The sequence below is a fragment of the Chitinophaga sp. NPDC101104 genome (genome assembly GCF_050277495.1).
Taxonomy (GTDB): Bacteria; Bacteroidota; Bacteroidia; order Chitinophagales; family Chitinophagaceae; genus Chitinophaga.
Genome location: NZ_JBNNSF010000001.1, coordinates 2,084,471 through 2,106,949, shown reverse-complemented (window position 1 = coordinate 2,106,949; position 22,479 = coordinate 2,084,471). Strand labels below are relative to the sequence as shown.

18 protein-coding genes are annotated in these 22,479 nt (G+C 56.1%); 6 read left to right on the top strand and 12 right to left on the bottom strand.

Annotated features, from left to right (window positions below; genetic code table 11):
- Positions 1 to 18: 18 nt before the first annotated feature.
- From ACQKLP_RS08575 to ACQKLP_RS08550, 6 genes are all read right to left on the bottom strand, one after another.
- Positions 19 to 2,148, bottom strand: coding sequence for a S41 family peptidase (locus tag ACQKLP_RS08575; protein WP_427321946.1), 2,130 nt, complete (start codon positions 2,146 to 2,148; stop codon positions 19 to 21).
- Positions 2,149 to 2,198: 50 nt separating this feature from the next.
- On the bottom strand, positions 2,199 to 3,017 hold the full coding sequence (locus tag ACQKLP_RS08570) for a hypothetical protein (RefSeq protein ID WP_427321944.1): 819 nt from the start codon (positions 3,015 to 3,017) through the stop codon (positions 2,199 to 2,201).
- A gap of 28 nt (positions 3,018 to 3,045) precedes the next feature.
- The gene (locus ACQKLP_RS08565; protein ID WP_427321942.1) at positions 3,046 to 4,551 is read right to left on the bottom strand and encodes a RagB/SusD family nutrient uptake outer membrane protein; all 1,506 of its coding nucleotides are present in this window, start codon (positions 4,549 to 4,551) and stop codon (positions 3,046 to 3,048) included.
- Positions 4,552 to 4,576: 25 nt separating this feature from the next.
- Positions 4,577 to 8,230: a SusC/RagA family TonB-linked outer membrane protein gene (locus tag ACQKLP_RS08560; RefSeq protein WP_427321940.1), complete on the bottom strand. Its 3,654-nt coding sequence runs from the start codon at positions 8,228 to 8,230 to the stop codon at positions 4,577 to 4,579.
- A gap of 64 nt (positions 8,231 to 8,294) precedes the next feature.
- Positions 8,295 to 9,416, bottom strand: coding sequence for a FecR family protein (locus ACQKLP_RS08555; protein ID WP_427321938.1), 1,122 nt, complete (start codon positions 9,414 to 9,416; stop codon positions 8,295 to 8,297).
- Between the two features lie 16 nt (positions 9,417 to 9,432).
- Positions 9,433 to 9,996, bottom strand: coding sequence for an RNA polymerase sigma-70 factor (locus tag ACQKLP_RS08550; RefSeq protein WP_427321936.1), 564 nt, complete (start codon positions 9,994 to 9,996; stop codon positions 9,433 to 9,435).
- A gap of 683 nt (positions 9,997 to 10,679) precedes the next feature.
- On the opposite strand from ACQKLP_RS08550, the gene ACQKLP_RS08545 reads away from it, so the two are divergent.
- Positions 10,680 to 13,706, top strand: a complete 3,027-nt coding sequence (locus tag ACQKLP_RS08545) for a SusC/RagA family TonB-linked outer membrane protein (RefSeq protein ID WP_427321934.1) — start codon at positions 10,680 to 10,682, stop codon at positions 13,704 to 13,706.
- A gap of 11 nt (positions 13,707 to 13,717) precedes the next feature.
- Positions 13,718 to 15,448, top strand: a complete 1,731-nt coding sequence (locus ACQKLP_RS08540; RefSeq protein ID WP_427321932.1) for a RagB/SusD family nutrient uptake outer membrane protein — start codon at positions 13,718 to 13,720, stop codon at positions 15,446 to 15,448.
- Positions 15,449 to 15,498: 50 nt separating this feature from the next.
- Here ACQKLP_RS08540 and ACQKLP_RS08535 read toward each other — a convergent pair whose 3' ends face one another.
- From ACQKLP_RS08535 to ACQKLP_RS08510, 6 genes are read right to left on the bottom strand one after another with little or no spacing between them, the layout of a single operon-like run.
- A complete protein-coding gene (locus tag ACQKLP_RS08535; protein ID WP_427321930.1) occupies positions 15,499 to 15,951 on the bottom strand; it encodes a hypothetical protein in 453 nt (150 codons plus the stop codon).
- Positions 15,952 to 15,988: 37 nt separating this feature from the next.
- On the bottom strand, positions 15,989 to 16,648 hold the full coding sequence (locus ACQKLP_RS08530; RefSeq protein WP_427321928.1) for an SMI1/KNR4 family protein: 660 nt from the start codon (positions 16,646 to 16,648) through the stop codon (positions 15,989 to 15,991).
- A gap of 5 nt (positions 16,649 to 16,653) precedes the next feature.
- A complete protein-coding gene (locus ACQKLP_RS08525) occupies positions 16,654 to 16,881 on the bottom strand; it encodes a hypothetical protein (RefSeq protein WP_427321926.1) in 228 nt (75 codons plus the stop codon).
- Positions 16,882 to 16,911: 30 nt separating this feature from the next.
- Positions 16,912 to 17,670 carry a DUF2314 domain-containing protein gene (locus tag ACQKLP_RS08520; protein WP_427321924.1) on the bottom strand — a complete coding sequence of 253 codons (759 nt, stop codon included), beginning with the start codon at positions 17,668 to 17,670 and terminating at the stop codon, positions 16,912 to 16,914.
- Between the two features lie 7 nt (positions 17,671 to 17,677).
- Entirely contained in the window at positions 17,678 to 18,073 is a 396-nt protein-coding gene (locus ACQKLP_RS08515) for a hypothetical protein (protein ID WP_427321922.1), read from the bottom strand.
- Complete coding sequence (locus ACQKLP_RS08510; RefSeq protein WP_427321920.1) at positions 18,073 to 18,393, bottom strand: DUF4870 domain-containing protein; 321 nt, start codon at positions 18,391 to 18,393, stop codon at positions 18,073 to 18,075. Before ACQKLP_RS08510 ends, ACQKLP_RS08515 begins: the two co-directional genes overlap by 1 nt.
- Positions 18,394 to 18,641: 248 nt before the next feature.
- Between ACQKLP_RS08510 and ACQKLP_RS08505 the strand changes: the two genes are divergently transcribed.
- Genes ACQKLP_RS08505 through ACQKLP_RS08490 form a run of 4 tightly spaced genes read left to right on the top strand, consistent with a single transcriptional unit; the run spans position 18,642 to position 22,476 of the window.
- Positions 18,642 to 19,169 carry a hypothetical protein gene (locus ACQKLP_RS08505; RefSeq protein ID WP_427321918.1) on the top strand — a complete coding sequence of 176 codons (528 nt, stop codon included), beginning with the start codon at positions 18,642 to 18,644 and terminating at the stop codon, positions 19,167 to 19,169.
- A 12-nt stretch (positions 19,170 to 19,181) separates the two neighbouring features.
- On the top strand, positions 19,182 to 19,871 hold the full coding sequence (locus ACQKLP_RS08500; protein WP_427321916.1) for a hypothetical protein: 690 nt from the start codon (positions 19,182 to 19,184) through the stop codon (positions 19,869 to 19,871).
- Complete coding sequence (locus ACQKLP_RS08495) at positions 19,861 to 20,511, top strand: SMI1/KNR4 family protein (protein ID WP_427321914.1); 651 nt, start codon at positions 19,861 to 19,863, stop codon at positions 20,509 to 20,511. Before ACQKLP_RS08500 ends, ACQKLP_RS08495 begins: the two co-directional genes overlap by 11 nt.
- 18 nt (positions 20,512 to 20,529) lie before the next feature.
- Positions 20,530 to 22,476 carry a tetratricopeptide repeat protein gene (locus ACQKLP_RS08490; RefSeq protein WP_427321912.1) on the top strand — a complete coding sequence of 649 codons (1,947 nt, stop codon included), beginning with the start codon at positions 20,530 to 20,532 and terminating at the stop codon, positions 22,474 to 22,476.
- Positions 22,477 to 22,479: the final 3 nt, after the last annotated feature.

Sequence of the window (22,479 nt, the reverse complement as noted above, 5' to 3'; positions counted from 1 at the left end):
AGTGAGGGGAAAAGCGGATTATTTTTTTCCGGGCTTTTCCGGGTTGGCGGCCATGTCTTCCAGGATGGAAACGGATTGGCCGATGTATATGTCTTGTGCGATGCCTTTCAGCCAATCCTGGTTGGCGGGAAGGGCGGACTCGTCTTTGCGCAGGTCTGGCCGCAGGCTCCGGTTGAGCGGCAGGCTGGCGCCCAGGGCCTGTGCAGGCGGCAGCGTCCGCGCGTTGCGGATGCCGGTTTCGATACGGGAGAGCGTATTGTAATGTTGGCGGAAGGAGCCCATATCGAGGGGAACGGGCAGGCTGGCATGTTCTTTCTGGCGTTGCATGTTCACCGCTATTTCCGCAAATGCGGGGTTGCGGGCGATCCGGCTGCGGGCGCTGTCTACCACAACGCTGTACCGGAACCCGGGGCCGGCCGGTTCGAATGCGGGGAACTGCACGGTGTCACAAGCCAGGCTGGAACGGAAGTCGCGCTCCCGCTGGTCGTGAGGGCTCATGCTTTCCTGGAGCACGATATCGGGGATGACGCCTTTGAGCTGCGTTGATTCGCCGGTGACGCGATAGAATTTCTGGACCGTCATTTGAAGGGTACCGTAGCTGACGCTGGGGATGTTGCGCGCGGGGTCGCCCATTTTCCCCATATTCACCGGAATCTGGGCGGTGCCTTTGCCGTAGGTGGACGAGGGGCCCACGATGAGGCCGCGGCGCTTGTCCTGGATCACGGCCGCGAGGATTTCGGAAGCGGATGCGCTATTTTCATCGACCATCACTACCAGCGGCCCTTCGTAGGAAGGCTGTGCCATCGGTGAACTGTAGGGCTTGAATTCCTGCTGGCTGCGTAACCAGCTTACCGGCCCTGCGGGCAGGAAAAGCGAGCTCATCCGTACCACTTCGTCCAGCGACCCGCCACCGTTACCGCGCAGGTCCATGATGATCCCTTCCACTTCCTGTTCCTTCAGTTTTTCCACTTCCCGGGCCACGTCTGCCGACGCACCGGTAATGCCGTAGCCGGAGGGGTCCATGTAAAACAGCGGAAGGGATATATATCCGTACTTCTTTCCGTTCCGTTCCAGTACGGCGCTTTTGGCGCGGTTTTCCATATCCACCACTTCTCCCCTTTTCAACATAACGGTGCGGATGGAATCGCCGGGCTGCTGCAATTTCAGTTGCAGTTCGGTATCCTTTTCCCCGCGGATCATGGCAGATACTTCGCCGGCCGTGAGCCCTCTCACGGGCACCATCTTGCCGTTTTCACCCGAAATGGAAAGTATATTGTCGTTCTCCCGTACCCTCCCGCTTTTGAAGGCAGCGCCGCCCGGCAGCAGGCGTTTGATATAAAAATCGCCGTCCCTTTCGCCCAGTTCCATGCCGATGCCGAAATACCGTTTGGTGATGTTTTGCTGGAGCGATTTATCTTTCGGGCCGCTGTACACCGTATGCGGATCGATTTCCGATACCGCCGCGGCCATGTACAGGTTGAATTTTTCGTCTTCGTCGTTCGGCCCACCGTTCACACGGAAGTAATCTGCGTACCACTTCCGCACGCGCTCCCGGGCTTTCGCTTCCGTGGCGGGGTCGGGCACCCGGGCGTCCGCCAGGGTATCGCCGTCTGCCGCCTTGAGGTCCATGTAATTGCGGAGCACCTGGTACTTCACCAGTTTGCGCAACATTTCTTCCTTCTCCTTTCGACCGGCGGCATAATCGCGCGCGGCGCCGGTCAGCTGGACGGATTCCTTCCTGTCGAAATCGAACTTCCCATCGAGCGTACGCATGATGATCCGCTGGTTTTCGTCCAGCCGTAGGCGGTAGATGGCGTATACCGAATCGAAGAAAGCCGTCTGCCCGGCCAGCAACTGATCGTCTATCTGCTGCCGTTGGGCCTGGAGCCGCCGGATGTCGCCGGTCAGGAATGCATGCTTGCCGGCGTCCAGCAGCTGCAGGTATTTGTCGTACACGGCGGCCGACCAGGCATCGTCGAACGGGCGTGGCGAGTAGTGCCTGGTTTTTATTTTCTCCAGTATGTTATTGATGACGGTGCTGCGGAAGGCGTTTTTCGGGCCGGGAGCCTTCTGCTCCTGCGCGTGGGCGCTGAAACTGCATGATACAGCCAGGGCAGCCACGATAAAGGGCCTGCTTCTATGGTTCATAATCTGTATTTCAGGATGATCGTTACGGTGCTGTTGCGGGAGGCGCTGGGTCAGGGCAATTGCCCGATCGCCTGAAGGTCTACCCCGAATTCCTGTTTGTAATAATCCACGATGATCTGGTAACGTTTCCGGATCAGCCCTTTGGTATCGATACTGGGCTGGAACAGGCCGGCTTCCAGTTCGGCAGTGGTTTTCCCGGTGATAAGCTCGATGTAGGCCACGAAATCCTGTCCTTCATTGAGGTTGAGGCTGTAGTACCCGTCGGCCACAACGCCTTCGGAATACCTGTTGTCGACGTTGATCTTCTGGTAATCGGGCGCCGTGGCCAGGAAAGCCGGCGGCAGAACGAAACTTTCGGTACGGTATGCGCGCTCCCAGTAAAACCGGTGCATCTGGCTCCGTATCTTCCTCAATTCAGCCGGCGTTTTTTGCAGCAGCGTACTGTCTGCCCAGCCGATAGCGAGCATGCTCTGTGTAGTAGCGAAGCCTGTGGCCGAGCGCGCGCTGCCGGCGCCGATGTATGCCGCCAGCAACACTTTGAACGGCATTGTTTTCCGGAGGAATTTTTCCGGGTACTGGTCCATCAGCTGGTGGCGGAAAAAACCCAGCGCGGTATCGATGTACGCGGGGTTGGCGTTGAAAGCACTGTCCTTTAGCTCGTTATAATAATTGTAGGCGTAATCGTCCTGCGAAAAGCGGTACAGGATGTAGGTGCCGAATTTGCCGTGGATGTCCAGGATGTCTTTATCTGCCGGAGCATTGCCCTGCGGCAGTGTGTAGAACTTCTCGACGGGGCTCGCCGTCAGTGCGGCTTCCTTCTTGCAAGCCATCAAAACGAGCGCCAGTACCGGGATGAAATATGATTTCATGTTGATTTTTTTCTTGGAGGATGATGGATCAGTCGGGTTGACGGGTGCCGGGGATCAGCGGGTCCCTTACGAGCGCCGGGTTCCGGGTCAGCACGATTTCCGGGATGGGCACCACATACTGGGCGTCCCGCTTCTGCAAGGTGAATGTCTGCGTGGTCGACAGATCGGGATGGTATACGTGCCGGATCGAGGGCATTCCATACCTTTTCAGATCGAACCAGCGATGCCCTTCCTCGAAATACAATTCGCGGCGGCGCTCGTCACGGCACATTTGCAGGAGTATATCGGCCGGTTTCAGCGTCCAGGCCTGAAAATCGGCGGGAGCGAACCTTTGCGCGCGGAGCGTATTGAGGCTTTTGAGCGCCTCGCTGGCCGCGGCCGCGTCGCCCTTCGTACGGTACAGCTGGATGTACGCCTCGGCCCGGTTCAGGTAAGCCTCCGAGCTGCGCCAGGAGTTATTGATGGTGAGGTATTCGTTCGCACCGCTCGGGTACATACGTTTGTTCTGGAAGTAGTCCAGCCCGATATAAGGTTTTAATTCCACCGGCACCTCAAAAATAACGTTCGCTTTCCGGAGGTCGTTATCTTCGAAGCAACCGACCAGTTCTCTCGACACTTCAAAGCACATCCCGAAACCGGCTTCGTTCATCGGATAATATTCCCTGGCGGAGCCGTAACACCACACCGATTCCACATTTTCCGGCCCAACGAAGGAATTGTCGAAGTCGGGCGTCACCCCGTTCCAATCCATATAGTTCATCAACTGGGGATGTTGATGGAGCACGGCATCTGCGTGTTGGATACAGCGTTGCCAGTCTTCCATATAGAGATAAACCCGGCTCGCCAGCAAATGCGCCGCTACGTGGGATATACGGAATACGTCATCCGTTTTCCGCGATCTTTCCAGTAACAGGATGGCGCTGTCCAGATCACTGGTGATCTGGTCATAGACTTCCTTCACGGTGTTGCGGGTCATGTACTGGTCAGACAGGTCGCCGTTCGTACGGAGCGGGATCCCGGCCAGTTTGCCGGGCGTGGTGGTGGAATCGTTATACGGCCTTGCGTAGATGTTCACCAGTTTGAAATGGTAATAAGCCCGCAGTGCGTAGGCTTCCCCTTTCACCTGGTCTTTCAGCGCGGGGTCGCCGGTCGACCGGTCCACGTTCTGCAATACCACGTTTACGCCGAGCAACTGTTTGTAATAATTGCCCCAGGCGTTGAAATATTCCGGGGAAGCTCCCGACCCGTCGCGCCCCTGCACGGATTGCCATTCGTAGGCGCCGCGGATAGCAGCATAGTAGGTCGGTGCGTCGATCATATTGGCGGGGCTGACGTAAAACTGGATATCATCTTCCATGTACATCAGCCAGGGATGGAGCTCTTTTTTTGCATCGGGATAGCCGTCAGAAAAGAGGATTTCATTAAAATCCGCCGTGGATTTGGGCGTTACGTCGGAAGGGGAATATTCTTCCAGGAACTTTTTGCAGGAAGCCAGGCTACATGCGGCGAGCAATATGACGAGTAATTTTTTCATGCGCTTACGTTGAAAGGGTGATGGGCTAGAAAGTGGCGCTCAGGGTCCCGGCGTACTGGCGGGTCAATGGCAACGCGGACGTTCCCACCCCGTCGATTTCCGGGTCCTGCCCCCTGAGCCTGGAATTGGCGATCGTAAAAACGTTGTTGACGGAGAGCCCGACATTAAGCCCCCTGATGCCCGAGCCAGTGAGCCACCTGGCGGGAACGGAATACGTCATGTTGACGTTGCTGCAACGCAGGTAATTGTTCTTCACCGTCATACGGTCGGATAAACCGTAGGCCGTGAGCGGGTTTTCCTGGATGTTCATGATCTGGCCGGCAACGGGGCGGCTGTTGGACGTGTAGGGGATGTCTATCAACTTCAGGTCCGAAGTGCCGTCCACGAATGCGGGAATGTCTGTCCGCAGCTCATCTCCGGGTTTTCGCCAGCGGTTGAGGTATTCGCGGTTCATATTGGCATAAGGCCCTGGCGCGTTATTGCTGGCACCATGACGGTAATACAGCGGGTTCAGCCGTTTTACGCTACCGAGGCTGAGCAGCATGGCAGACGAAAATGAAAAGGATTTATACGTAAATACGGGCGCCAGGCTCATCGTCAGCTTCGGTTCCAGTTGCCCTGAATATACCAGGAACGCGTTGGGGTCGGAGGTCCTTTCGGTCTTGTTCAGCTTGTCGAATTCAGGCAGGCCTTTCTTGCCATCGAGCCCCTTGAAAACATAGGAGTAAATGCCGCTGATGGCCTTGCCGGGCAATCCGCCGTTTCCGGTAAAGAAAGCGCTGTAATTTTGAACGATCAGCTGGTCGGACACCCTGTTAAGGTTTTTGCTGGTATTGAATTGCAGGGAAAGCGCAGTGTGCTTTTTCCTGATCAGCTGCGCCATGATGGACAGTTCCAGCCCTTCGTTGTACAAGGTGCTGCCGTTGCGGTACATAAAGTCCATCCCGTATTCGTAGGGTATGGGCAGCATATCGATCACGTCCACCGATTTTTTGGAATAGTAGTCCACGTTCACCAGCAGCCGGCTGTTGAAGAGGCCGACGTTGGTGCCGAGGTTCCACTGGTAGGTTTTCTCCCACCGGAGGTCGGGATATGGCATGGATTTGATGGACAGGTAAGGCAGGCCCGTGATGGGATTGGTTTTGTTGCGGCTGTAGGCGGCGATGAGGTTGGGGCCTACTTCCGTCACCACATTGCCCTGCGTGCCGAAAGAAGCGCGCACCTGCCAGTCGGTGAGGAAATTGCCCTTCGGGAACCAGGGCTCCATGGCGGCGTTCCACCGGCCGGAAACGCTGTAGTTCGGCCGGAAGTTGGTGTTGGCCGTCCGCCCGAAGCGGTTGGAGCCGTCTGCCCGCACCGTGGCACTGAAGATGTAGCGGTTATTCAGGCTGTACGCGATGTTGAGGTAGCCGGAAACCGTGTTGTCTTTCCTGCGGTTGACGGCTTGCTGGCTCACCATCCGGAGGCCCTGGTCTGACGGCGAAAAAATATCGCCCCGATCGGGGAAATAACCGGGCATAATGCTGCTGGTCCCGTAACCCGCTTCGCTCCTGACCTCGTTGCCCAGGGTAACGTTGAACTGGTCGCGGTTGTCGAATAGGCCGGTGCTGTAATCGACGCTGTTACGGATTCCGAGCACTGATTTACTGAATGCGTTCAGGCTGGCGATACCGCCGGCGGGCAGCGGCGACTGCTTCACCACTTCTGGCGTCGGCGTCCAGGATAGGTCCCACCCCCTGAGCTTCGAAGCCGCGAAAGTGTAGTAATCGGCATAAGACAGTCCGTCCGAAGCGTCGATGATATAACTGGAATTATTCCGGAAAAAAAGTCCGTTCGCGATCTTGTAATCAAGCGACACGTTCAGGCTGGAAGAGCGGCTGGACGAGGTATTTTTCGAATGTTCGATTTCGTTGAGGATATTGAGCGTGTAAGGCGGGCGCTTCGTTTCCAGGTCTGTCGGCGCCGCCCATCCCAGCACGGCGTTCTGCATGGCGATGTAATCGCCGGGGTCGAAGATGCGGCTGGTTTGCAGCGCATACTGGAGCGGGTTGATGCCGTTGTAATAAGCGCTCGACTTCCGGTGGTTGCTTTGCAACGACATGTCGACCGTCAGCCGTTTCCCGATCTGGGTACGGAGGTTGAAAGTTGCGGCGTATGATTTCATTTCGTCTTCGCGGGCGGCGCCTTTATTGTCGGCATACAGGAGCGAAGCGTAATAAGTCGTTTTGTTGCTGCCGCCGCTGATCCCTACGGAGTGTTTCATGCTGAACGCGTTCCGGAACAGCAATTTGAACCAGTCGGTATTGCGGGTTTCCATGATGGATACCTGGCGGTGAAACTCGTCTTCCGTGATATTGCCGGCATACAATTCCCGCAATTTTCCTTCGTAGGAGAGTTTTTCGTCGAGCCCTACGCCAAAATAGTGCATAACTACATGGTCTTCCTGCAGCTGCCGCGAAAACTCGATCCTTTCTTTGGAATTCATCAGATGGAGCTGGTTATAGGAAGGGCGGGCCTGGAAAGAAAAATCGGTGTTGTAGGAAATGCGGACGGGGCCTTCCTTCCCTCTTTTGGTGGTGATGACGATCACGCCGTTGGCCGCGCGGGTGCCGTAGATGGCGGTGGCCGCAGCGTCGCGGAGGAAGGTGAGGCTTTCGATATCGTAGGGGTTCACGCCGCTGATGGCATTGCCCATCAGTTCGAAATTCGCGCGGGACTCGCCGTTGATGATGTTATTGAGGACGGCCGATGAAACGTTTACGGGATCGGGGCGGATCATCCCGTCGATCACCCACAGGGGCGAAGCGTTGCCCAGCAGCGTGGAGGTACCGCGCATCCGCATCTTCGGCGCGGCGTTGACGCCGCCGGAAGTATTGATGATCATGAGGCCCGGGACTTTGCCCTGCAGCATTTTGTCGATGGTGGCCACGCCCGGCTGGAGCACTTCCGCGGCGGAGAGCTTCAATACCGAACCGGTAGCCAGCCGCGGATCGATCTTCTGGTAGCCGTTCACCACCACTTCCTGGATGGCTTGTATAACAGTATCCATCTGCAGTAAGACCAGTTCCGAAAAATCGCTCTTCACTTTATAAACCAGCGGTTTCATCCCGAGCCGGCTTAGCCGGATCTGCTCCCCCACGCGCGGGAGCATCATGAACATCCCGTCTGCCTGGGTAACGGTCATCTGTCCGGATTCCTGGGCACGGATGCTGACACCTTCCAGCGGTTCACCGGAAGCGCTCACCACACGCCCGCGCAACACCTGATGCAGCTCGGCGGAGGCCGGCACAATGTTCGACGAAACGGCTGGCGCCTTTTTCATGATGATCACCGTTCCCATATCTACCACATAAGCAAGGTCGGTCGGCCTGAGCAACTCGTCCAGGAACGCGCCCAGCTTCATCCCTTGCGCCTTGATGGTGATGGCAGGCTGCCGGCGGATATGCTCTTCGTTGAAAGTAAACCGTAACCGCAGCTGTTTGCGGAGGTCTTTGAGCACTTTGCCCAGGGGCGACTTGTTGGCCTCGTACGTCACTTTCGTCGAAAGGATGCTGGCTTCTTCCTGTGCGCTGGCCGTGCCGGCGAACAGGATGCATGCAATCAGCAATGTAAGGGATGGCAGGATGCAAAACACTCCTGCAACCTTCCGGAGGAAGGATGGGCCCGATTTGTTGCTCATATGGATCAGATATTAAAGTTGAACGGATGCCGCCGGGGCGGCCAATGGTTGATTACACTGTTTTTTATGGTTGCAGGCGCCGGGAAACGGTGACGACTTTCCCGTTTATCTGGAAATGCAGCTCTGTACGGCTGGCTTTCAGCTGCGCCAGGGCTTCCCCGATGGTGGCGGGGCGCGGCATGTCCAATGTGAATCGCAGCTGGCCCGTGGCGGCGTCATCGAAAGTGAAATCGAAACCGTAATACCGCCCGAGGCTTTCGGTGATGTCTGCCAGTGGCACGCCGTCGAAATACAGGTTGCCCTGCACCCAGGCCGTCATGTCTGCCGCAACAACGGGCGCCTTCTCCAGTTGGCCGCTTTCCGGGTCGAACGTCGATTGTTCGTCGGGCTGCAGCGTTACCGATGCCGCTCCGGCCGTTACCTTCACTTTGCCGCTGCTGAGGGTGGTGATCACCGACGCGTCGTAGGCGCGGATATTGAAAGCCGTGCCGAGCACGGTGGTGACGGTCTTGCCGCTATGCACGAGGAAGGGCTGACTTGCGTTCTGTGCCACTTCGAAATAACCCTCCCCTTCCAGGTAAACTTCCCGCGCAGCGCCATGGAAAGCAGCCGGGTAAATCAGCTTCGACGTTGCGTTCAGCCATACTTTCGTTCCGTCTGCCAGCAGCAACTGGAACGGCATGCCCACGGGTATTTCGAGCGTATCCATTTTTGCGCCTCCGGTGCTGGCGGTGCCGGCGGTGTAAACGAGCGAGTCGCCACCGGCCTGGATCCGGGCAATGTCATTATCCTGGATGGTGCCGGCGCCGCGGTCCAGTTCCAGGATGCGGCCATCGGCGGTGCGCAGGCGTACTTTACCGGGGCCGGCGGCATCTGCGGTTTGCAGCGTATTGCCGGCGGGTGCGAATATCCAGAGGCCGGCGCCGATCGCCAGGGCAAGGCCGGCAGCTACGGCCAGGCGGACGATGCGCAGCCGGAACGTCCTCCGTTTTTCGCGCAGGGCCGTGAATTCCCGCCAGCCGCCGTCTTCGTCGAATTCTTGCGCAGCCAGCAGGGCACGTGCTTCACGGGCGGCAGCCAGGGCAGAGAACTCTTCTTTCGTCATATCGTGGGTGATTTTAGCTTCTTCTAACGATTCCAGTATTTTGTTCCAGTCCATTCCGGTATGATCGGGTGATTGTGACATAAGATCCGTTTGAAGGTTAGAATAACATGTCCAACTGAAGGCAGCAAAGCAGTAACGACACCGGCTTCACCATCCATTTGCATTCTTCCCGCAAAAACAGGAGCGCAAGCCGGATATGTGTTTTGACGGTATTGATGGAAATCCCCATCTGCTCCGCGATGTCTTTATACTTGATCTTTTCCTGGTTGCTCATGAGGAATATCCTGCGCCGCTGTTCCGGCATCCTGTTCAATGCCTCCCACAACGCCCGGTACCGGGTTTCACGCACTTCCTTGTCTTCGGCCGTGAACTGCATGGCCAGCCCGTCCATCACTTCCAGCTCTTCCAGTTTGACCCTTCCCGTTTTCTTCAGATAGTTGATGGAAGCGTAGCGGACCGCCTTCGTGGCGTAATGTTTAAAGTCATGCGTGAGCCTGATCTGATGGCGTTTGCTCCAGAACCCAAGAAAAAAATCCTGGACAATGTCCCGCGCGGCATCTTTGTCATCCACCACATAATAAGCGATCGTGCAGAGTGATACAAAATGCTGCCGGAACAACTCTTCGAACGCAGTGTTCTCTCCTGAAATTGGTTGATCCATATTTACCCCAAACTTAGGTCAGCGTTATCCGTACAAATAAATTACCTCAAGACGCATATATCCATATGCCATTGTATATTACAATTCTGTCTCATGTTACTCGTAACACCGACCGGGCCACTACCTCCGGCCAATGCAATTGTGGTCTTCTATCGACAAGTCAATGAAAGTATTAAAAAGGGTGAATGTGATGGAAAAAATTTTTTGCTCAGGTGTCCTTACCTTCGAAGTTTGATTGAATTTTGATCAATTCTCATTGTTTATTCACAACTATGCAAAAATAGGAGCGCCCCACATTGCCCGGAAGATATTTTTTCCTATCATTGTTTCCAGCGGCCCGTCAGCCCGACGCAACCACGATTTGAAAAACTGAAGAATAACCGGGCAGGCACCACACGTACTTCATCATCATTTGCGAGAACACCAGGATCGAACCAAGTATTCACCTAACTAAAATGTATTCTTTCCGGCGACACCAACTGCCGGGGCTTCCGATTTCCACTCATTCCAAATCATCTAAAACTACGTTATGATGTATCGCCGAACTATGTCCGGCCCGCTTTGACGGCCCAATTATACAATCGATTGAAATGACAGTATGGATTCGCTCCGGGGAGATGGAAATCTCCCTGCGGACGGGTATTGCTGTCCCCATCCACTTTTTAACGATCAAAATCCTAACGATGATGCTACACACGACGTTCAAGACGATGTTGCTGACCATCTTCACCATTTGCAGCTGCGCGGCCGCCTACGCACAGTCGGTCACCGGGCGCGTCACCGATGTGGGAAACCTCCCGCTGGCCGGCGTTTCGGTGCGCAGCAGCAATGGCGCCAAAGCCACGCAAACCAATGAAAAAGGGGAATTCACCCTGCAAGTAAAACCCGGAACGGTACTGCGGCTGACCTACGTCGGCTTCACACCGCAAGACATCACCTACAACGGCAGCCCGCTCCAGATCATCATGGAGCGCCAGGCTGAAACCATCGTCACCGATGTAGTCGTGATCGGGTACGGCACCGCCCGGAAAAAAGACGTTACGGGCACCACCGCCCGGGCCAACCTCACCGCCTTCCGCGAATCCCCGAACGTCAACATCCTCCAATCCCTGCAAGGCTCCGTACCGGGGCTGAACGTGGGCGCCGTCACCACGGCGGGCTCCAGCCCATCGGTAAGCATCCGCGGACGCACTTCGCTGAGCGGCACTACCAGTCCGCTGATCGTGCTGGACGGGATCATCTTCCGCGGCAACCTGGCAGACATCAACCCGGCAGACATCGCCTCGGTCGACGTGTTGAAAGACGCGAGCGCCACGGCCATTTACGGCTCCCAGGCATCGAACGGCGTATTGCTCATGACCACCAAAACGGGGCGCGCCGGCAAAAAGCCCCTCATCTCCTACAACGGCGCCCTCACGCTTTCGCAGGTCTCCAACCGCGACATGCTCCCGCTCGATAAGGAAGGCTACCTGCAGTTCGTGGCCGACCGGTGGATCAACGAAAGCCGCACCGGCGCCAACCTCGACGCGCCCAACCCCGGCTGGGACCCGCTCACCCGCATGTCCGCCGAATCCGCCAAAGGCTTCCAGGCAGGCGTGGACACCGACTGGTGGCAATTGCTCACCAACCGGCACCCGCTCATGCAAAACCACGACGTGAGCGTTTCCGGCCGCTCGGAAAACACCGCCTACTTCTTCTCCCTCGGCTATACCAACCAGGAAAACGTCATCATCAACGATACATATAAACGCTACAGCTTCCGGGTGAACCTGGAAAGCAAAGTGGCCAGCTGGCTGAAAGTGGGCATTCAATCCAGCTACGGCATCAGCGACTATTCAGGCGTGGCGCCGACCCTGACGACCGTCATCCGCAACACGCCTTTCCTGTCTGCCTACGATTCCACCGGGAAACCGCTGCGCCTGCCCGACGGCTCCAACCTCAACCCCATCCTACAAACGCAGCAGAACAATCTCGACAAACGCTACAACCTGTTCGGGTTGATGTATGCAGACATTACGGTACCCTGGATCAAGGGGCTCAATTACCGCGTCAATTTCGGGCAGAACTACGTTACCGCCCAGCAATTCAACTTCGATCTGTACGGCGCCAACTTCACGGGGAGCGGCAGCAAAATGAATTCTTCCGAATACAACCAGACGCTCGACCATATCTTCAATTACCGCCGCGAATTCGGTGACCATGGCATCAACGCCACTTTCGTGTACGGATTTGAAAAGCGGAATTTCGAACAGACGAATGCCAATGCCAGCAACTTCGCCAATCCCGCGCTCGGCTATCACAGCCTGGAAGCGGGGCAGCCCAGTTTGCAGACCGTTAACTCCGACGCCTGGAAAGAAACCAGTCTTTACCAGATGTACCGTTTGATCTATAGCTACAAAGACCGGTACGTTTTCACGGGAACGGTGCGGAACGACGGTTTCTCCGGCTTCGGGCCCGGCAACAAGACCGGCGTGTTCCCCTCCGCCGCGCTGGCCTGGCGGATCACCGAAGAGCCCTGGACCAAAGGCAAACTCGGAAAAATCGATGATCTCAAGTTCCGGCTCAGCTACGGCGCCAACGGCAACCGCACCGTAGGCCGCTACCAGACGCTTTCGCGCATGAACGCCTCCATCGCCAATGGTTATTTGTTCGGCGATGGCGGATTGGCGCTCCAGGGCCAGGGCATCGGCAGCCTCGCCAACCAGGACCTGAAATGGGAAACGACCAAAACGCTCAATTTCGGGCTGGACTTCTCCCTCTTCAGCAGCCGCCTTTCCGGGGAAGTCAATTACTACACCGCCAATACTTCCAACCTGCTGTATACGGTGAATATTCCGTCCGTCAACGGCCAGACGAGCATTCCCTTCAACGTCGGGAAGCTCCATAACAAAGGCGTCGAGCTGGCGCTGAACGGTACGCCGGTCCGCAACAAAAACTTTTCCTGGGACGTAAATACCAGTTTCTCCCTGAACCGCAACAAGGTGGTCAGCATCACCGGCATCGATGCGAACAAGGACGGGAAGGAAGACGACCTCGTGGCTTCGAAGATCTTCATCGGCCAGCCGTTTGGCGTGGCATATGATTACAACATCATCGGAATGTGGCAGGTGGCCGATCGCAACGCCGGTATCATACCCGGCGGATTTACGTATGGGACGTACAAGGTGGAAGACATAAACGGCGACGGATCTTACACCGCCGCGGCAGACAGGAAGATCCTCGGCTACACCGATCCCTCCTATCGCTTCAGCGTCCTCAACACCCTGCGCTACAAGGCATTCGAGTTCAAGATGTTCGTCAATTCCATCCAGGGCGGTAAAAAATACTATTACGGCCAGCCCGGGTCCACGCTTCCCAACCCGGACAATATGCAAAACCGCAACTTCTTCAAATTCGACTACTGGACGCCGGAAAACCCCAACGCCAGGTACCGCCAGATCGGCTACTACTCCGCCGCGCTCGGTAACGAATTTTCCCCGTACGTACAACGCAGCTTCGTTCGCCTGCAGGACGTAACGCTCAGTTACGCGCTGCCCGCGTCCATCACCCGGAAGCTCAACATCAGCCGCCTGAGCGCCTACGTGAACGGTAAAAACCTGCTCACCCTGTCTGACTGGGATGGCTGGGACCCGGAGTCCGGCACGGGCCTCAATATGGAAGCATTCCCCCTGCTGAGAAGCTATACCGTCGGTTTAAATGTTGAATTTTAAATTTCGAACCCATGAACAAGATCTTCCGATACGGCTGCATGACCGCTTTCGCAGTAATGCTCGCCACCAGCTGCAATACAGAAAAATTCCTGAAAGAAGAGCCGCTCGATTTCTATACGCCAGGCAATGCGCTCAATACCGCGGCGGATTTCCAGTCGGCCACCAATTACCTGCACAACCGCATGCGCCACATCCTTTTCGGCGGCATCAACCTCGACGCGAACTTTTCGCTGCGGTACGCCACGGATTTTGCGGTGAACGCCACCGATTACAATCCGCCGGTGAAGCTTAACGATTATAAAAACACCATGGTGCCCACTTTCAACGTGGTGGAAGTGATCTGGCAAAACGTATACACCGTTATCTCGAACGCCAATGTCATCATCAGCCGCGTGCCCAAAGCCGCCGCGCTTTCCGAGGCCGACCGGAATTCCTTCAAGGCGCAGGCACTGTTTTTCCGCGCCTGGGGATACAACATGCTCGCCAATCTCTACGGCGGCGTGCCGCTCATCACGGAGGAAGTTACCATGCCGCGGACGGATTACGTGCGGGCCACCCGCGACGAAGTGTACAACCTCTGTCGCAAAGACCTCACCGAAGCACTGCTGTACCTCAAAGACATCGATGCCGTGAAAGACGGCGCCGTGAACAAACAGGCCGCTTACCATCTACTCACCGAAGTGCTCATCTCGCTGAAAGCCTACGACGATGCCATCAACGCCGCTACGCAGGTCATCAACCATCCGGCGCTGTCGCTCATGACGCAGCGTTTCGGCCGCCGGGCCGCCAAGCCGGGCGACGTGTACCGCGATCTCTTCGAGTTGAACAATCAAAACCGTTCCAGTGGCAACAAAGAAGGCATTTTCGTCATCCAGACCGATTATCTCAATCCCGCATCGCCCGCGCGCGACGTCATCCAGTGGGCCATCATGCCCAACCTGACCAACCTGCGGGTGATGACGTCCGTCAACGGCGCGCCCCCCTCGAGCCAGCCCGCGGTGCTGGCGTTCAACGATCAGCTCGCAGGGCGCGGCATCGGGTGGATCCGGCCGACGAAGTATTTCCTGTACGACATCTGGACAGACCCTAACGATATCCGGAACAGCGAATACAACATCGTCCGCGATTTCATCATGGATGGCGTACCTAAAAATTCGGATGCGTATGGAAAATGGTATGTGAAAGACGGGTTCAAGGCCAGGGCGGCCAACTTTGCCGATACGATCCGGAGCTGGTACCCCGTCCTCAAAAAAGCGACGTTCTCCGAAGGGGATTTTCCGATAGAAGTGATCCAGAAAGACGCGAACGGCAATCCCCTGAAGTCGCCCTTCGCCGGCCAGCTGCTGTTCAATTCCAGCGGCGATGTGTATAGTAAAGACGCCTACCTCATGCGCCTGGCCGAAACCTACCTGCTCCGTGCCGAAGCCTACATCAGGAAAGGCGATAAGCCGAAGGCGGCCGAAGACATCAACAAGATACGCGCCCGCGCCAATGCCGCTCCCGTGGCGGAATCCGACGTAACGATCGATTACCTCCTCGATGAAAGGCTACGGGAATTGTACGTGGAAGAACTGCGCATGGTAACCCTTTGCCGCATGGGCCTGCTGTACGACCGCGACAAGAAATACAATGAAAAATCCGGTCTCACCATCCAGCCGTACCACAACCTCTGGCCGATACCCTTTTCGGAAATCGAGCGGAATACGGGCGCGGTGATCACCCAGAACCCGGAATACAAATAGATACCACCACTAAAACGACTGCCAGGCTGTGATTTCAGTCTGGCAGTTTTTTATTCGGGGGATACCTGCGCGATTTCCAATTGTGCTTCGTGGCCGTTGCAGGGATTGCGCACGGTCAATCCCTTTTTTCCGTCTGGCCGGATATGCAGGGTGATGAACGATCGGAACGGTACGCCATCGTCCCGCTGAAAATCGCTTTCGAAAATAACGATCAACGTCCCGAACTGGCTGCTGCGGTTATCGACGGCCACAGCCGATGTGAATTCGCCGACGGCGCGCTTTCCGCCGGTAATTTCTTTGGGGAGGACCAACTGCACGCCTTTGTAGAACACTTCGAAATGCGCATACGTACCCACCGACAGGTGCCGTTTTTTTACGAAATACACCTTCCAGTGGTACACCCGGTTTTCGAAGAGCAGGGTTTTCCGGGTGCCGTAGCAGGAACTGAGCAGGATGACGCAGGCGAGCACCAGCGTGGCGGCGATGTATATTTTCCAGTTCATTTCAGTCAGGATTTATTTTGGAGGATACGGATGTGCGTCATTCGCTATATGCAAAATCTTCGTCCAGCCGCTCCCACCCTATCTCCCGCTGTAAAATGGACGCCAGTTCACCGCGGGTGATCAACGGTTTTTCCGCTCCATCCCGACCGTAAACTTCCGACAACGTGCGGTATTGATTTTCGCTGAGCCAGGGTTGGTGCGTGCGTAGGAAATGCGTAAGATCTTCCCGGAATCCCGTTTCCGACAGCAGACCGAATTGCGCATCTTCCACATCGGCAACAGCTTCCAGCATGCAACGGAAAATAAAATCCCTGAGATTACGGGCCTTGTAAGTTGCATAGCCGGCATCGTGCCGGAGCAATACGACGCATATTTCGGCCCCTTCCGCCAAAAAACAAAACCAATCGCCTGCGCCGTTTCCCGCAAAAGGAACGAACGGAAAATCTTCCCGGATCCCCATCCAGTAATCGGGATCCCTGAATTCTTCCAACTGGCTTTGGATATCCTCCATGCGCATCAGCTCGAAATCATTGGCAAAAAGCAATAGTGGCGGGTTTTTCCGGAGTTCCGGGTATACGTCGCGGCCCCAGTCCGGCCCCAGGGCCCCCCAATCCAGCATGCCCTCGTTGTAGAGGCGCTCAAAATCCGGCGGCCAGGCAAATCCAAATTGCTGGGCTATTTGTTGCGGTTTGAACATGTTTTTCATTTTGACGGAACTAATAAGCGGTACTTCCCGGCTTCCATCCCAAACCCGAAACAATAATTTTCAGCAAACCGGTAATCGGGCTCATTTTTAACGATCAGGCCCTCGCGGGTCAGCAGGTGAACGGGTGTTTCGCCCAACACGGTCAGCAGCGGCTTGAAATACATGGCCATGGCGGGGTCGGCGAATACCGTAGCCGGATCTGGATGCAGCAGGATATTTTCCATTGCAGGATGGTTTATGCGGCCTGTTATCGATCAGGCGGGTTGTAAAAGCGGAAGGAGGTGTTGCCAGTTGAGTTGCCGCGCGAAATCCAGCGCCGTTTTACCGGAACGGGTTTGGGCAGACCTGTCGGCGCCCGCCTGCAGCAATGCTTCCACCGTGCTGCGGTTGCCGGCGATGGCTTCGCGGTGCAGCATGGTAAACCCGTCTTCGTCGGCCCTGCCGGCCTCCTCAGGATTTTTCTGCAGGAAGTCGCGCAGGCTGTCTTTCATGTTGATGCTCATGGGATGTTCCTCCTGCGCCGCGGGGTCCGTTTCCTCGTCGCGCACCACATAAACCGTGTCCGGCTCAGCGAAGTCGAGCCCCCAGGCTTCATCGTGGGCATCCCGCTCTTCTTCGTCCATTTCACTGCGCAGCACCTGGATGCTGAAACCGCCGTACGGCGTATCGTTGCTGGCGAAAAGCCAGTCGCACAGCCGGTTGAGCGGTGCTTCGACCGCATCGCCCTTCGCCACATTATTGACGATGCCGGGCGAGTTGATGAGCGTTCCGTAAATCAGGTCGCCGTCGAATCCGATGTCGGCCACCCACATGTATTCGACTTTCGGCTTCCCGGGAACGCCGGAAGGCTGTACGAAAGCGATCTTGACGTAGGCGAGGTCTAGCGCGGGCACGATGCGGCGGGCTTCCCAGCTAAGTTCGCGCCAGCAGTATTTAAAAGTTTCCTGTGCTTTGGCGATGGCCTGGAGCATAACAGGACTGTCTCCATTGGTATAAAAAATATTATCGCTCATGTGCATATCATTTTTTATCTGCCGCCAGGAACTGCCCTGGCGCCAGGGGTGAGGAATATTGTTCGATAGCGGGGCTTGCCGGGCCGTAGTGCGGGTCTTTCCCCAGGCTCCGTTCCAGCATCGCCCCTTTGTACCGTTTTTTAAAAGGCCGGAGCAGGCTTACGCAGAAGGGGCCTCCGGGCCAGCTGAAGACCGTCTGCACGCGGTTCCCGGCCAGCAGTTCCGCGTCCAGCACCGCTGCCAGCACGGGATGGAGGGAGCTCAGCAGCTGGAGAACGTGCCGGATGAGGGCTTCGTCCGACGTTACAGTGGCCGGCAAACATCCCGCTTCGCGGAACTGCGCGAGTTTTTCACCGTTACCGGCGGTAAACAGCGGGTCGAGGTGCACGGCGGAATACGCCATCAGAAGAAATTCAATTTTGCTTCCGCGAGCCCGCCTACGAGCGGCAATGGTTTCTGCGCGCCGTTGGCGGCGTTGATGATGCCCAAAATCCAGAGGATGAGCACCAAAATGTTCGCATACGCCAAGTACCCCAGCACCGGGACGATCGCGGTCAATACGGTGACCGCCACTGCCAGCGCCAGGCCAAGGATCATGACGCCCAGCGATTGTTTCAGGTGAAAGCGCACGGCGGCGTCTTTTCCGTTGTTGTACTGCAGCAGCGCAACGATCCAGCCAATGATGGTGATGTAGGCTACGATGGATTGTGTTTTTTTGTCCATATAAGTGATGTTTGAGGTGTTACCGGCCCCAGGGGCCGGGTGTTTTGAGGATGATGAAAGGCCGGAGTTCCGGTCTGGCAAAGTTGCGCCCGCATCCGCACCGTTCCAAATAAACGGCGCTTACAAAGCGTCTACATCCCCCAACCGGAAGCGTCTACAAAGTGTCTACAACTTTCCAAACTGAGCCACAGCACTTTATATTTGCCCTGTAGACGACCGGCTTGCTTAATTCGTTAATTTCGTTTCGCATGGACAAGGAACAATTAAAAGGACATATCAGCCGCCCGGCCACCTGGATGAGCACCGGCGGGTTCAGGCCCACGCAGGCGCTCACGGAAAGCTGGGTATCGCGGGTATTCCTGTACCGGGAAAACGAAGACATTCCCCTCGACAGGTCCGCCCAACCCATGTTCCCCCTTTTCCAGCTTTGCGTGGAAGGCCTGCCTTTCCCGCTTAAAACCAACTTCATTGCGCAGGATTGTCCCGTTTGGGACGGCGGCGGATTGGCGTCCGGCGATAGCGATACCATTATTGCACTGGAAGACAAAGGGATCATTTCCGGCTACCACCACGATTTCCCGAACCATTACGGGCACAAACTGGGCGGTTTCCCGTCTTTTTGCCAACCCGGCGTCAGCATGGGCAAAGGTTTCGAGTTCGTGATGCAGATCGCCACCGACGAGAAAGCCAATATCAATATTGTAGACAGCGGCACGGTTTTCCTCGCCAAACATCCAAAAACCGGCGATTGGAATTATTACTGTGACTTTTATTAATAATATGCAGCTATGGAAAACCGGATTTATTTTAAAGATAACCCGTACCCCGGCGGTCATGCCGTGAAAAAGTTCAGCTGGAGCGCCAAAATGGACCCTGAAGCGGGGTTGTTCTTTCATTTTCACCTGGAAACGGAAGATTATTACGCGGAAGACGAAAGTGAGGAAGAGGAGGACGATACAGTGCCCGACTGGCAATCCAAATCTGTTTGGGGGAATTATCACAGCTGCACGTTGTCGTCCACCGCACACGGTAATGCCGGCATCCGGGTGGCCGCGGCGGGGGAAAAATTCGATTTCGGGGGATGGGAAACGCTGCAGCTCGCGGCAGACACCTTCCCGCTGCCGGACGACTGGGAGTACGACGATCTGAACTTCGGCATCTATTTGCTGGGGCACGATTCCGTCGCCGACCACCACATCCGCATCGACCGGCAAACCGGCAACACTTTCCACCTGCACTGGACGGGCAAAATCGCCCTTACCTACGGCGGCGACGACGAATTCAAATACAGTTTCGAAGCACGGCTCGACAATATCACGTTCGACGGGATATTCTACCCGAAAGATTTAACCCAGGACCAGGCGATGGCACTGCTCGGCACGCTCGTAGAAAAACCGGGGCAGTTCGGGTTCCAGGACCTCAATCCCAAAAGCTTCAAACGCGAATATAAACTCGTACTGAAACAGCATGACTTATAAACCCCTCCTCCGGCAACTCTTCTCCCTCCCCGACCAGCCGCAGGGATATGAAGAAGCCGAAATCGCCACTGCGGAAGCCCGCCTCGGCTGCCGGTTACCCGCCGTGTTGCGGGATTATTACCGCACAATGGGCCGCTTCGAAGCCCTGAACACCGCCTTCAACCGGCTGCTGCCGCCGGAAAAGCTGTACCTGTCAGACAGCGGCATGCTCGTGTTTTACACCGAAAACCAGGACGTGGTGATCTGGGGGATCGATCATGAAGATTTCGGCAAGCCCGACCCCGCCGTATATGGCAGCTACGATGCGGACCGCGAAGAATGGCTGCTGGACGCGGATACGATGGAACATTTCCTCTGGTCGATGGCATACGTGCAGGCCGGTATGGGCGGATTGGCACACCTGGCGTTCGCGGAAGGCCTCACCGAAGCCACCCTGCTCCAACTGGAAAACGATTGGACGGAAGTGAAGGGCATCACCCATCAATACTACCGTTTCTTCCTGCAAAACAACACCGCCATCGCGCTGGTGCCTACCAACGACAAAGGCGCGCCGCTGTGCGTTTATCTCGCTTCCAACGATGGTGAACTGCACCGGCAGCTGCTGAAAAGCATTCCGCTGAACTGGGACACTTCCCTGTAAATCCATATCCGAATGCACATGCGCTTTTTCCTGATATTGCTGACGGTCGTATTGCTGCGGGCTTTACCCCTCGCCGCGCAAAACCGCTATACCGACAGCCTCTATACGATCGTGGACAGTAAAGACGCCGCCGGCCGCGACAAGATCGTTCCGCTGAGCCTGCTGGCCCATACCGTCCGCTATTACGACACTACGGAAGCTTTTCGCCTGGCGGCCCGCGCGTTGACGCTCGCCTCCGCCGAAAGCGACGCCCGGTACAAGGTGTACGCCTATGTTGCCCGGGCCAGCATTTACCTTAAACTGCGCGACGTTCCCCAGAATGTCCGCGATGCCGACAGCAGCCTCTACTTCGCCGGCCGAACCACCGACGTCCGCACCAAAGCCTGGGCCTGGTACAACAAAGGCCGCGACCTCAATATGGACAACCACGAAAAGGAAGCGTTGGCCGCCTTCCTGAAGGCGCTGGAGTTCGTAAAAAAGGGAAATGACCCGGCGCTGCAGGCATCCATCTATTACGCCATTTATACGATCTTCTCCACCTGGGAAGACATTGAAAAAGAAGGCCATTACGCACATTTGTCGCTCGAAGCCGCGCTCCAGAGCCGCGATCCCAACAACATCTGCGAATCCTGGCAGGCCATCGGTTCGGCGACGCATGACAAATACTTGAAATCCGGCGCGAAAGACCCGTCACTCCTCGATTCCACCATGAACGCATTCCGCCGCGCCGTGGCCGTGTACCTGCAAAACGAGCCCTACATGCGCATGGTGCAACTCATCACCATTCCCTGCATCAATCTCGCCGATTCGTACAACCGCCATTACCCCGCGTCCGCACAAACGACGGACTCCCTCCGCAAATACGCCATGCTGGCGTTCAATTACGCTACGAAAGACAAAGACAAACGCCTCCAGGCCTCGGCTTACGGATTGATGAATGAAGACGCCAAACGCAGCGGCAATTTCCAGCTCGCGGAAACCTATCTTATCCAGGCGCTGTCGCTTTTTGCGGGAGACCCCATGCCCGACTATTACATCCGCTCCAGCATCTACCACGACCTTTCCGGCCTCGCCGAACGCAGGAACGATTTTGCCAAAGCGTTGCAGTACCATAAACTTTACCTGGCCGACTATAAAAGCGTCTACGACGCCGAACAAAGCAGCGCCGGCAAAAAACTCGAAGCCCAATATCTCGCCAGGGAAAAGGAACAGGAGATCAGGTTCCTCCGGGAAAGCGAAACCTTCCACCGGCGGCAGAAATATCTGTACATCGCCATCGCAACCGCACTGCTGGCGGGTTTACTGTTCATGTTCCGCTCCTATCATTTCCGGCTGCGGTATTCCCTCCAACGCAGCCAGCTGCTGGAACTGGAAAAAGAAGAAGCCCGCCTCCTCGCAAAATTGAAAGCGGAAGAAAACCGTACCCTCGAAACCGGGAAACGGAACGCCGAACTGAACGCGCAGCTGCAGAAAGAACAGGCGAAACTCAAAGCCGAAGAAGCCGCCCGCCTGCAAACCGAACAGACCATCATTCTGGCGCAGAACGAAATCCTGCAGAAGGAAGTAATGGCCGGCGCGCTGCAGGTGGAACAAAAGAATAAAATGCTCCAGCTCCTGAAAGAAAAGCTGGAAGACCATCGCAGTCCCGACATCAAGCGCACGGAACTCAACCGGCTCTTACACCAGCAAACGCGGCTGGATAACGATTTTGAAGAGTTGAAGACCGATATCAAAGACGTGCATCCCGGTTTTTACCAGCGCCTCCAGCAAAAGGCCGGCGATAAACTCACCGACCTCGACCTGAAATACTGCGCCTGCATCTTCCTCAAACGGAACACGAAAGAAATGGCCAGCATCATGGGCATTGAGCCGAAAAGCATCCGCATGAGCAAGTACCGCATCAAACAAAAACTGGGATTGGGGAAAGACGAAGACCTCGACGCGTTCGTCCGCAGTATGGCCTGACCG

Excerpts from the sequence above, each read along its gene's own strand:
- ACQKLP_RS08505 (WP_427321918.1), top strand. The coding sequence starts at position 18,642 with ATGGACAAGGAACAATTAAAAGGACATATCAGCCGCCCGGCCACCTGG.
- ACQKLP_RS08565 (WP_427321942.1), bottom strand. The coding sequence starts at position 4,551 with ATGAAAAAATTACTCGTCATATTGCTCGCCGCATGTAGCCTGGCTTCC.
- ACQKLP_RS08555 (WP_427321938.1), bottom strand. The coding sequence starts at position 9,416 with ATGTCACAATCACCCGATCATACCGGAATGGACTGGAACAAAATACTG.
- ACQKLP_RS08515 (WP_427321922.1), bottom strand. The coding sequence starts at position 18,073 with ATGGCGTATTCCGCCGTGCACCTCGACCCGCTGTTTACCGCCGGTAAC.
- ACQKLP_RS08550 (WP_427321936.1), bottom strand. The coding sequence starts at position 9,996 with ATGGATCAACCAATTTCAGGAGAGAACACTGCGTTCGAAGAGTTGTTC.
- ACQKLP_RS08490 (WP_427321912.1), top strand. The coding sequence starts at position 20,530 with ATGCGCTTTTTCCTGATATTGCTGACGGTCGTATTGCTGCGGGCTTTA.
- ACQKLP_RS08525 (WP_427321926.1), bottom strand. The coding sequence starts at position 16,881 with ATGGAAAATATCCTGCTGCATCCAGATCCGGCTACGGTATTCGCCGAC.
- ACQKLP_RS08530 (WP_427321928.1), bottom strand. The coding sequence starts at position 16,648 with ATGTTCAAACCGCAACAAATAGCCCAGCAATTTGGATTTGCCTGGCCG.
- ACQKLP_RS08575 (WP_427321946.1), bottom strand. The coding sequence starts at position 2,148 with ATGAACCATAGAAGCAGGCCCTTTATCGTGGCTGCCCTGGCTGTATCA.
- ACQKLP_RS08495 (WP_427321914.1), top strand. The coding sequence starts at position 19,861 with ATGACTTATAAACCCCTCCTCCGGCAACTCTTCTCCCTCCCCGACCAG.
- ACQKLP_RS08510 (WP_427321920.1), bottom strand. The coding sequence starts at position 18,393 with ATGGACAAAAAAACACAATCCATCGTAGCCTACATCACCATCATTGGC.
- ACQKLP_RS08540 (WP_427321932.1), top strand. The coding sequence starts at position 13,718 with ATGAACAAGATCTTCCGATACGGCTGCATGACCGCTTTCGCAGTAATG.
- ACQKLP_RS08545 (WP_427321934.1), top strand. The coding sequence starts at position 10,680 with ATGATGCTACACACGACGTTCAAGACGATGTTGCTGACCATCTTCACC.
- ACQKLP_RS08520 (WP_427321924.1), bottom strand. The coding sequence starts at position 17,670 with ATGAGCGATAATATTTTTTATACCAATGGAGACAGTCCTGTTATGCTC.
- ACQKLP_RS08535 (WP_427321930.1), bottom strand. The coding sequence starts at position 15,951 with ATGAACTGGAAAATATACATCGCCGCCACGCTGGTGCTCGCCTGCGTC.
- ACQKLP_RS08560 (WP_427321940.1), bottom strand. The coding sequence starts at position 8,230 with ATGAGCAACAAATCGGGCCCATCCTTCCTCCGGAAGGTTGCAGGAGTG.
- ACQKLP_RS08500 (WP_427321916.1), top strand. The coding sequence starts at position 19,182 with ATGGAAAACCGGATTTATTTTAAAGATAACCCGTACCCCGGCGGTCAT.
- ACQKLP_RS08570 (WP_427321944.1), bottom strand. The coding sequence starts at position 3,017 with ATGAAATCATATTTCATCCCGGTACTGGCGCTCGTTTTGATGGCTTGC.